Annotated in this window: 7 protein-coding genes and 2 pseudogenes; 3 read left to right on the forward strand and 6 right to left on the reverse strand. The window is 64.2% G+C overall.

Annotated features, from left to right (window positions below):
* Both VIQ49_RS01315 and rpsA read right to left on the reverse strand, forming a co-directional pair.
* A pseudogene (locus VIQ49_RS01315) lies at positions 1-481 on the reverse strand (hypothetical protein); the annotation flags it as partial.
* Between the two features lie 128 nt (positions 482-609).
* Positions 610-2,103 (reverse strand): 30S ribosomal protein S1, encoded by a 1,494-nt coding sequence (gene rpsA, locus VIQ49_RS01320; protein ID WP_331880064.1) that lies wholly within the window; start codon positions 2,101-2,103, stop codon positions 610-612.
* A 353-nt stretch (positions 2,104-2,456) separates the two neighbouring features.
* On the opposite strand from rpsA, the gene VIQ49_RS01325 reads away from it, so the two are divergent.
* Both VIQ49_RS01325 and VIQ49_RS01330 read left to right on the forward strand, forming a co-directional pair.
* Complete coding sequence (locus VIQ49_RS01325) at positions 2,457-3,056, forward strand: DUF4189 domain-containing protein (RefSeq protein WP_331880065.1); 600 nt, start codon at positions 2,457-2,459, stop codon at positions 3,054-3,056.
* 59 nt (positions 3,057-3,115) lie between these two features.
* Positions 3,116-3,955 (forward strand): class I SAM-dependent methyltransferase, encoded by an 840-nt coding sequence (locus tag VIQ49_RS01330; protein WP_331880066.1) that lies wholly within the window; start codon positions 3,116-3,118, stop codon positions 3,953-3,955.
* 7 nt (positions 3,956-3,962) lie between these two features.
* On the opposite strand, the pseudogene VIQ49_RS01335 reads toward VIQ49_RS01330, so the two are convergent.
* Positions 3,963-5,026, reverse strand: a pseudogene (locus VIQ49_RS01335) (isocitrate/isopropylmalate dehydrogenase family protein).
* Between the two features lie 43 nt (positions 5,027-5,069).
* On the opposite strand from VIQ49_RS01335, the gene VIQ49_RS01340 reads away from it, so the two are divergent.
* Positions 5,070-7,484: a molybdopterin-dependent oxidoreductase gene (locus VIQ49_RS01340; RefSeq protein WP_331880067.1), complete on the forward strand. Its 2,415-nt coding sequence runs from the start codon at positions 5,070-5,072 to the stop codon at positions 7,482-7,484.
* Here the strand turns inward: VIQ49_RS01340 and VIQ49_RS01345 are convergent.
* The 3 genes from VIQ49_RS01345 to VIQ49_RS01355 all read right to left on the reverse strand — a co-directional run.
* Positions 7,403-8,989: a hypothetical protein gene (locus tag VIQ49_RS01345; protein WP_331880068.1), complete on the reverse strand. Its 1,587-nt coding sequence runs from the start codon at positions 8,987-8,989 to the stop codon at positions 7,403-7,405. The two genes, VIQ49_RS01340 and VIQ49_RS01345, sit on opposite strands and share 82 nt — an antisense overlap.
* Positions 8,986-9,558: a signal peptidase I gene (locus tag VIQ49_RS01350; protein WP_331880069.1), complete on the reverse strand. Its 573-nt coding sequence runs from the start codon at positions 9,556-9,558 to the stop codon at positions 8,986-8,988. Before VIQ49_RS01350 ends, VIQ49_RS01345 begins: the two co-directional genes overlap by 4 nt.
* Before the next feature lie 81 nt (positions 9,559-9,639).
* On the reverse strand, positions 9,640-9,945 hold a 306-nt coding region (locus VIQ49_RS01355), incomplete at its 5' end, for a hypothetical protein (RefSeq protein WP_331880070.1).

The following is a 9,945-nucleotide window of genomic DNA, read 5'->3' on the forward strand; positions in this document are numbered from 1 at the left end:
CGGGTGCAACGACGTCGATCCCGCCGGTGCCATCGGAGAAGAGCGTGATCCGATCATCGTGCGGCACAACGTGTCCCGGCTCGCTACCACCGAACGTCAATGCGGTCATCGCCGGCGGCGCTGTGTAGTAGTGGCCGTGATCTCCGTGCTGACGCGTCCACGTGCCCATGTCGAGCACGGTGAATCCGTTCGACCGCGAGACGAACACGTGGCGCCCGTCGCCGGCCGGGTTGAGGCGGATGAATCCTTCGGTCGCGATCTCTTCGACCGGTTCGAGGCTGTCCGCGTCGACGATCACGATGCCGTCGTCGTGGGTGAATGCCAGCCGCTCGGTGGCCGATGACTGTTCGACGGGGTCGGTGTCGGACACTGCGCTATCGGAGCTTTCCGAACTTGTTGTGTTGCTGCCGGTTCCGCAGGCGACCAGCAGGCCACCGGCGCAGAGCAACGAGATAAGTGGGAGTGCACGAGTAATTTTCACTTCCGAATGATCGTCACTATTGACAATCATTGTCAAAACGCAATATGTGCATCGCTCGGCGGTGACCCGACCAAAGACAAACCCGCCCCCGGCCAGAAGGCCGGGGGCGGGTTTGATCTAGTGCTCTATCAGGCGTTGCCCGAAAGCTTTTCGCGCAGAGCAGCAAGCTGCTCGTCGCTGGCCAGCGAGCCACCGCTCTTCGGAGCGGACGACGAAGACGACGAAGAGGATGCGGTTGCGGCCTCGTCACCACCCTTGTCAGCCGAATCCGACGAGTACTCGGACGGTGCGTTGGCAGCGGCCTCGGCGGCAGCGGCGAACTTCTCCATCTGAGTGGTGTGCATCTTGTGACGACGCTCGGCCTCGGCGTAGCGCGACTCCCACGCTTCCCGCTGCTTGTCGAAGCCCTCGAGCCATTCGTTGGTCTCGGGATCGAAGCCCTCGGGGAAGATGTAGTTGCCCTGCTCGTCGTAGCTGTCGGCCATGCCGTACTTCGAGGGGTCGAACTCTTCGGTGTAGTCCTCGTTGGCCTGCTTGAGGCTCAGCGAGATCCGGCGACGCTCGAGGTCGATGTCGATGACCTTGACCATCGCGTCGTCACCGACGGCGACAACCTGATCCGGCACCTCGACGTGGCGCTCGGCCAGCTCCGAGATGTGGACGAGGCCTTCGATGCCCTCTTCGACCCGCACGAATGCACCGAACGGAACCAGCTTGGTGACCTTGCCGGGAACGATCTGGCCGATGGCGTGGGTACGAGCGAACTGGCGCCACGGATCTTCCTGCGTCGCCTTGAGCGACAGCGACACGCGCTCGCGGTCCAGATCGACGTCGAGAACCTCGACGGTGACCTCGTCGCCGACGGCGACAACCTCGGACGGGTGATCGATGTGCTTCCAAGACAGCTCGGAAACGTGAACCAGGCCGTCGACTCCACCGAGATCGACGAATGCACCGAAGTTGACGATCGAGGACACGACGCCCTTGCGGACCTGGCCCTTCTGCAACTGGTGCAGGAACTCGCTACGCACCTCGGACTGGGTCTGCTCGAGCCATGCACGACGCGAGAGGACGACGTTGTTCCGGTTCTTGTCCAGCTCGATGATCTTGGCTTCGATCTCCTTGCCGATGTACGGCTGCAGATCGCGCACGCGACGCATCTCCACCAGCGATGCGGGGAGGAATCCACGCAGGCCGATGTCCAGGATCAGGCCGCCCTTGACGACCTCGATGACGGTGCCCTTGACGGCCTCGTCCTTCTCCTTGAGCTCTTCGATGGTGCCCCACGCCCGCTCGTACTGTGCGCGCTTCTTGGACAGGATCAACCGACCCTCTTTGTCCTCCTTGGTGAGGACCAGTGCTTCCACCGCGTCGCCGACGCTGACAACCTCGCTGGGGTCGACGTCGTGCTTGATGGACAGTTCACGGGACGGGATCACTCCCTCGGTCTTGTAACCGATGTCGAGCAGCACTTCGTCACGATCGACTTTGACGATGGTGCCCTCGACGATGTCGCCATCATTGAAGTACTTGATAGTTGCATCAATAGCGGCAAGAAAATCCTCAGCCGAGCCAATATCGTTAATGGCTACTTGCGGTGAGGTGATGGTCGTGGACGACATATGTTAGATGGCTCCGGACAGGTTGGGTTGTAGGGACAGATATTGCGGTTACTGCTGGATCAAAATGGATCACCGTGAAGTGATCCACATGAAGAACCGCGCGAGCACAGGCACGCGCGTGGTCGAGGATACGCCAGGCCCGATGGCCTGGGCAAATACACCCCCCTGGCGAGCCCGCCGACAACCCTCCGCAAACTATCCTGCAACACGACCGGGCCGGGGCGGCGCCGATGAAGCGGCCCCTCGACCGGGCCGGATCCGGACACCACACATGAGACCACGGGGGCACTGTGAACGGGAACCACTACGGCCAAGGCTTCCACAGCCCGGGCAACCACGGAGACGGGGGAGCCGTGAGTTCGGGACGAGCGCTGGTCATCGTGCTGTTGACCATCGCGATGCCGGCAGTGATCGCGGCGGTGATCATCGCCATTGTGGCGAACGCCGACAACGATGGCGACGGCAAGAACCCGCAGATGTTCAGCGCCGGGAGCTCGGATCCGCCGACCGTTTCGGATCCTTCCGGGTCGCCGACCGGCAGCAACGAATCCGGCAGCGAGTCCGGGGCCTCCGACCAACCGTCAGCCGGCTCGACCTACACCACCGCCCCCACGCCGGCCCCGATCCTGTACGGCGGGATCGCGTACAACGGCGCGGGCGGGGCCACCTACCGCTCCGGCTACACCGACGGCTACCTGGCGAAGGAGGAAGCCGTCAACGAATGCAACCAGGAGATATGGAGTGCCGGCTGGCCCGGGGACGCATATTGCGGCTATGTCAGCCTGAAAACCGGTGAATGTGGTTCGGTTGCTGTCGGCACGCTGCCCAGTGGCTGGGGTCCGACGGGCTGGTCCGTCGCTTCCACCCGGTCCCAAGTGGTTCAGGCGGCGATCGACCAATGTGTCGGGGTCGGTCAGGGCGAGTGCCGTGAGTTGTACACCCTGTGCATGTGAGTCGTCTGATTGACTGACACCGTGCCCAATTCGATCGCATCGATCCCGGGAAGACTCTCATGACCTCCCCCGGCCAGCCACCACCACCGCGCCGACCACTCGGCGAGATCGATTCGGTGACCAGCGAGCGCGCGAACCGGTCCTGGTGGGATTCCGATGCCGAGGAGTATCACCGCACTCACGGTGAGTTCCTCGGGGCCGGCAGTGAGTCCGGCGACTTCGTCTGGTGCCCCGAGGGTCTCCGTGAAGAGGACGTCCACCTGCTCGGCGACATCGCCGGAAAGACCGTTCTCGAGATCGGCTGTGGGTCGGCACCGTGCAGCCGTTGGCTCACTGCGAACGGCGCCCACGCGGTGGGCCTCGATCTGTCGCGGCAGATGCTGCGCCGGGGCCAGATCGCGATGGCCGGCGGTGGACCACAGCCCCCGCTGGTGCAGGCGGGCGCCGAACAACTCCCCTTCCGCAGCGGCGTGTTCGACCTGGTTTGTTCAGCGTTCGGCGCGGTGCCGTTCGTCGCCGATTCCGCTGCCGTGATGACCGAGGTGGCACGTGTGCTGAAGCCCGGCGGTCGGTGGGTTTTCTCGGTGAACCATCCGATGCGGTGGATGTTCCCCGACGATCCGGGGCCGGCCGGCCTGACCGTGATGCTCTCCTACTTCGACCGCACCCCATATGTGGAAACCGAGACCGACGGGACGGTGTCCTATGTCGAGCATCACCGCACCGTCGGTGACCGGATCCGCGAGATCCGCGCGGCCGGGCTGATCCTCGATGACCTCATCGAACCGGAGTGGCCCGAAGGCTTCGACCGGGAATGGGGACAGTGGAGTCCGCTTCGCGGACAACACTTCCCGGGCACCGCCATATTTTGCTGCCGAAAGCCCGACCCGAATACCTGAGGCGCGGCTACAGAGCGGCGACGACCGCGTCGGCGAATTCGGTGGTGGTGGCCTGACCACCGAGGTCGCGTGTAGCGATGCCCTTCGCCAGGGTCGTTCCGACGGCATCGCGAATCCGGGTGGCGGCGACGGCGAGGTTGTTGTCGCCGGTCCGAACCGCCTGCCGATCCAGCATCATCGCGGCCGATCCGATGATCCCCAGCGGATTCGCGATGTTCTGCCCGGCGATGTCCGGCGCCGCGCCGTGGGCGGCTTGGGCCATCACCTTGGTGGCGGAACTGTTCACCGACGCCGCCGACCCCAGTGAGCCCGCGAGTTCGGCGGCGAGGTCGGACAGGATGTCGCCGAAGAGGTTTTCGGTGACCACCACATCGAATTCATGCCCGCGCCGCACGAGATGTGCGGCCATGGCGTCCACATGTTGCTCGGTGATCTGCACCTGCGGATAGCTCTCACCGACCTCCCGGCAGACGTCCCGGAACAATCCGGTTGTCATCGTCAGCACGTTGGCCTTGTGCACGATCGTCACCTGCTTGCGCCGCGTCATCGCAAGCTCGAACGCCGACACCGCAATTCGTTCGGTGGCCGGGCGTGTGATCAGGCCGACCGCCAGGGCGACGTCGGGTGTCGGCATGAACTCACCGGTCCCCCGCGCCATGTTCCGGTCGGCGTACAGACCCTCGCTGTTTTCGCGCACGATGATCAAATCCATCTGCGGGCTCACCGCGGGTATCCCGGCATAGGCCACCGCGGGGCGGATGTTGGCGTACAGATCGAAGCGTTTGCGGATCACTGCCCCGGTGCCAGGCCGGTCCGATGCTCGGGCGGATAGCCGGCGGAGTCGTGGGGTCCCAGGATCCACATGTCGAGGTCATCCAGTGCGGAGAGGGTTTGTTCGGGGATCGCATCGCCGACGGAGTCGATGGCGCTACGACCGATGTCCAGGGGTACCCATTCGACGGAGCGGCCGGCGCAGGTCAGCGCGACGTCCACGATTCGTCCGGCTGCCGGCACCACTTCGGGGCCGATCCCGTCGCCGTTGATGAGTCCGATCCGGTAGCGCGGTGTCATGGCACCGATGCTTCCAGACACGACAACTGCAACACTGAGGTACATGCCTGTCGAAGGATTCGTCAACAGTTCGCACTGGGGCGTGTTCACGGCCTCCGTCGATACCGATGGCCTGAGTGTCACCCCCGACGCCGCCGACCCCGACCCCTCGCCCCTGCTGGGGAACATCCCGGGGGCGCTCGACACCGGCGCCCGGATCCTGCACCCGTATGTGCGCCGCCAGTGGCTGACAGACGGTCCCGGCGCCGGGAATGCCCGCGGTGACGACGAGTTCGTCGAAGTGACGTGGGATCATGCTCTCGATCTCGCGGCTCGGGAGTTGGAGCGCGTCCGCAGCACCTTCGGGAATGCGGCGATCTTCGGCGGTTCGTACGGGTGGGCCAGCGCCGGCCGATTCCACCACGCGCAGAGCCAATTACATCGCTTTCTCAATTGCATCGGCGGTTACACCCGGTCGCGGCACACCTACAGCCACGGCGCGTCGGAGGTGCTGCTCCCTCATGTTGTCGGCGATGATGCACCGATCTATTCGCCGACGACGTGGGAGGTGATGAGCGACAACACCGACCTGTTTGTCTGTTTCGGCGGCATGCCCGCCAAGAACTCCCAAGTCAACGGCGGCGGTGTCAGCAAGCACATCGTTCGTGGCGCCATCGAGACCGCCCAGGGCAATGGCGCCCGATTCGTGTTGATCGGGCCACTCGCCGACGACCTCGAGCTGACATCGAACGACGAGTGGATCGCGATCACCCCGGCCACGGACACCGCCCTGATGCTGGCGCTGTGCTGGGTACTGCTCGACGAGAACCTGTGCAACAGAGACTTTCTCGACCGCTACTGCGTGGGCTTCGAGCGGTTTGCCGACTATCTCCGCGGCGGACCCGACGGCGTCGTGAAGGATCCACGCTGGGCAGCCCAGATCTGCGGGGTGGCCCCCGACACGATCACCACGCTGGCGAGGCGGATGGCGGCCGGGCGCACGATGGTCACGACATCGTGGTCGCTGCAACGCGCCACCTACGGCGAGCAACCGCTGTGGGCGTCCATCGCCCTCGCCGCGTTCCTCGGCCAGATCGGGCTTCCCGGAGGCGGTTTCGGACACGGCTACGGTTCGACCGGCGGTATGGGCGCGGCCAAACTCCCCTACTCGCTGCCCACGTTCTTTCAGGGCGCCAACCCGGTACGCGAGTCGATCCCGGTGGCCCGTATTGCCGACATGCTGCTCCATCCCGGCGAGAGCTACGAGTTCAACGGTCGCACCGAGGTCTACCCCGACACCAAGCTCGTCTATTGGGCCGGCGGCAATCCGTTCCATCACCATCAAGATCTGGTCCGGCTGCGACAGGCGTTCGCACGGCCCGACACTGTCATCGTCCACGAGCCGTTCTGGACTGCGACCGCACGTCACGCCGACATCGTGTTCCCGGTGACCACCACCTTCGAACGCAACGACATCGGCTGCGGGCGGTACGACCCGACGATGGTCGCCATGCGGCAGGTCACCGAACCGCTCGGTGAGGCGAAGAGCGACTACGCGATTCTCGCCCAACTGAGCAAACGGCTCGGAGTCCACGACGACTTCACAGAGAATCTCGATGAATGGGGCTGGCTCGAGAAGATGTACGAGGACTGGCGCAGGTCCGCTCCCCGCGAGCACAGCCCGCGCGAGACCTTCGCCGAGTTCTGGGAGAAAGGTCGCCTGGAACTCACGGGCCGGGTCGCCACATCTGATCTGTACCAAGAGTTTCGGAGCGACCCCGCGGCCCACCCACTCCACACGCCGAGCGGCCGCATCGAGATCGTCTCGGACACTATTGCCGGCTTCGAGTACGACGACTGCCCGCCGCACCCGACCTGGCTCGCACCGCCGGAAGCCGATGGAGTCGGTTCCGGTCAGTACCCGCTGTGCCTGATCGCCAACAATCCGAAAACACGCCTGCACAGCCAACTCGACCACGGCGCGTTCAGCGTCGGATCAAAAGTTCAAGGGCGCGAGCCGATTCGACTCCACCCCGACGATGCGGCTTCTCGATCCATCTCCGACGGCGATCTGGTCCTGGTCCGCAGCGAGACCGGACAGTTGCTGGCCGGCGCGGTCATCGACAGCAGCGTCGCACCCCATATCGCCCAGCTGTCCACCGGCGCCTGGTTCGACTACAGCGCACCCGATGTCGCTTCATGCGTGCACGGGAACCCGAATGTGCTGACCCCCGACGTCGGCACGTCCCGGTTGTCGCAGGCCTGCACCGGGCAGATCGTTCGGGTCGAGATCGAGAAGTTCCGGGAAGACGCTCCGTCCGTCACCGTTCACGACCGGGAGAAGTGGAACCGCACAACCGGCCCCTGGGCCAGAGATGACACGCGTAGGGACCGGTTTCAACTGCCGGGGGCGGAAGGCTCCAGATCGGGTTCGTCCACCAGCGGCGAATCAGCGAGCGAAGGAGGAGTGGACGGTTGATCGACCGCGGGGTCCGATTCGGGAACAGCGGGCGGCGTGACAGGAGCATTCGGGACTGCCGGCGGTGGCTGGGCCTCTGGTAGAGCGATGACCCAACCGGCGGTACCGGGAGGCCGCCACGTGATCGCGTCGCCGGAGCTGCTTGTCGCGACAGTAATCCATCCGGAATAGTCCTGTGCCGGCTCGAACGTCGCAGGCAGCGTTGGTCTGATGCCTGCGTCGCCGCGCACAACTGCACTGTCTGCTCCGACCACGCTGAAGTCCGCGTCCCTGACCCCCGTGAGTCGCTCGTCGCCGGTCACCTCAGTGGTGGTGATCGCCATCAGCATCGAAACATTCACGGCGCCGTCGGTTGCCGAGATGCTTTCGATCTGGTCAATCCGTGCGCGCGCCACTATGGTTCCGTCCGTGGCAACGACGTCGAAGTCGGAGCCGACGACCACGGGAAGCGCAGCGGTGGCGATCGGTTCGGTGGGAATCGGCAGCACTGGGTCATCAACGGTCGCGTCCGGTCCGGTGTGCTCATCCCCAGGGTCGTCGATGGGGGCCGGCGAGGCCGAAGGTATGGGGGCCGGCGAGGCCGAAGGTGTCGAGATGGTCGACCCATCGGGGCCGACGCTACCGGTACCCGTCGATGTGGTCGCACTGGTCGGTCCGACTGGATGGTCGGATTCCGACGGGTTTGGTACAGCCGTCGCAGTGGTCGGCTCCGTGGATTCGATCGACGTGACATCCGCCGCGCCGCGCTCGCCCTCCACAGTCAGCGCCGAGGGTGCATTGCGGTTCGCTGCGGGCGAAGCCAGTCCACATTGAGCCTGCACAAGGGTGGTCTGCATATCCCAGAGCGTCGTACCGAACGGGGTGATTTCCCTGAGGTGCAAGGCGAGCGTCGACGATGCCGACCGGCTACCGATCGACTGGGTGTAGGTCAGTTCGCCACGCATTCGGTAGGTTCCGATGCCAGGAACGGCGATGTCAAAAGGGGTTGAAGCGTTGGGTCCGGGAACCGCGATGGTTTGTCCACCGACATTTACCGTCCCGCCCTGCGGCGCCACAACGCTCGGCGCGGCGGTGGGCGTGCATGCCACCGACGTGGTGATGGTTCCCGTGGTCTGGGCGCGGACCCACGTCCCGGAGGTTCTGACAAGCAGGTCACGCGTGGATGCCGACGCCGCGCCGCCGTTGACGGGATGGAAGGTGACCGTCGACTGACCGCTTGCCTGGGCGTGAAATACGCCAGAAGTGATGTTGTAGCCACCCCATGGGGTCGTGGTGGTACCCGGATTCAGATGCGTGCGCTCGGCAGTGGCCGCAACACTGTTGTCGAGTGTGCCCGCCACACCCCGGGCATAGCCTTCGATTGCGGCCGAGCCTTTGAAGGAGGACTGCGCCCATACCGACCTCGACCACGCCGCCAATACGCCTGTGGTCTGGGCGACGACACCGAGCACCATGAGTGCCCCGATCGCCGCAATCGTCACTTTTGTGCCCCTGCTGCTGTTCATGATTCCGGGTTCATGTCAGCCGTTGTTTGTGCTGCTTCCTCCCGCTTTCTCGGCCAGAATGCCCATAACACAAGCAGAGCTGCGCTGATGGTGATGGATCCGAGTACGTATGGATTTGAAAGCCACACCACGCCATGAGCGAGGCCAGGGGCCGACCACAGTACTTTTCGCACCGTGGTTACCTGATATCCGCCCGGATCGTCGAAATTGTTCGCATCGCCACGCAATTCGAGCAACGTCGTCCCCGCATCCCCTGGCGACGTTTCGACCACCCGATGTGTGACGGGAAGCTGATCTTTGCGATCAATTGTCACGACATCTCCAACCGCCACCGAATTGGCCGGAAGCTCTCGAACGACGGCCAAGGAACCAGCGGGGATGGCCGGGGACATCGAACCTGTTTTGAACATGATCAGCGAGATATTGAAGAAGACTGCGCAAAGGACAACCACGATGCAGACGACACCACAGACAGCAAGTGTGTTCAGAAGCCAATCACCAATCCTGCTTCCGCGGGATCGGCGAGAAACGTTCGTTTGCTCGGAGAGATCGTGATCAATCGAAGTCATGCCGACCGACCCAGTTGTCAATGCCAGTGCGAGCACATCGGGTCACGACGCGCCCGCACCCGCACAATTGCGGATGCCGCATCAGGGCGCGACGCTGGTTGCCTGGAACTCCCAGAGCACCGGACCTGTGGCATCTGTGGTCAGAGGTGGCGTGTTCGTCGGAAGTTCGACGTAGAAGCAGAACTCTCGAGGTGTGCTGTCACCTTCGAGTGTGATGGGTGTGGCACCCCCGGCACTGGAGAGGACACCGTCGCTGGGCCATCCGGCAGGGACGACGCCACTGCCATCGCATACTGCACTCTCGCGCACCGTCAGACGTAGTGCGCTGGCCAGCTCAGAGGTGTTTCCGGACGGTTGCAGGGTAACCGAGGCGTTCAGTTCCGAAGT

It is taken from the genome of Williamsia sp. (assembly GCF_036566845.1).
Classification (GTDB): Bacteria; Actinomycetota; Actinomycetes; order Mycobacteriales; family Mycobacteriaceae; genus Williamsia.

Excerpts from the sequence above, each read along its gene's own strand:
- rpsA (WP_331880064.1), bottom strand. The coding sequence starts at position 2,103 with ATGTCGTCCACGACCATCACCTCACCGCAAGTAGCCATTAACGATATT.
- VIQ49_RS01330 (WP_331880066.1), top strand. The coding sequence starts at position 3,116 with ATGACCTCCCCCGGCCAGCCACCACCACCGCGCCGACCACTCGGCGAG.
- VIQ49_RS01340 (WP_331880067.1), top strand. The coding sequence starts at position 5,070 with ATGCCTGTCGAAGGATTCGTCAACAGTTCGCACTGGGGCGTGTTCACG.
- VIQ49_RS01345 (WP_331880068.1), bottom strand. The coding sequence starts at position 8,989 with ATGAACAGCAGCAGGGGCACAAAAGTGACGATTGCGGCGATCGGGGCA.
- VIQ49_RS01350 (WP_331880069.1), bottom strand. The coding sequence starts at position 9,558 with ATGACTTCGATTGATCACGATCTCTCCGAGCAAACGAACGTTTCTCGC.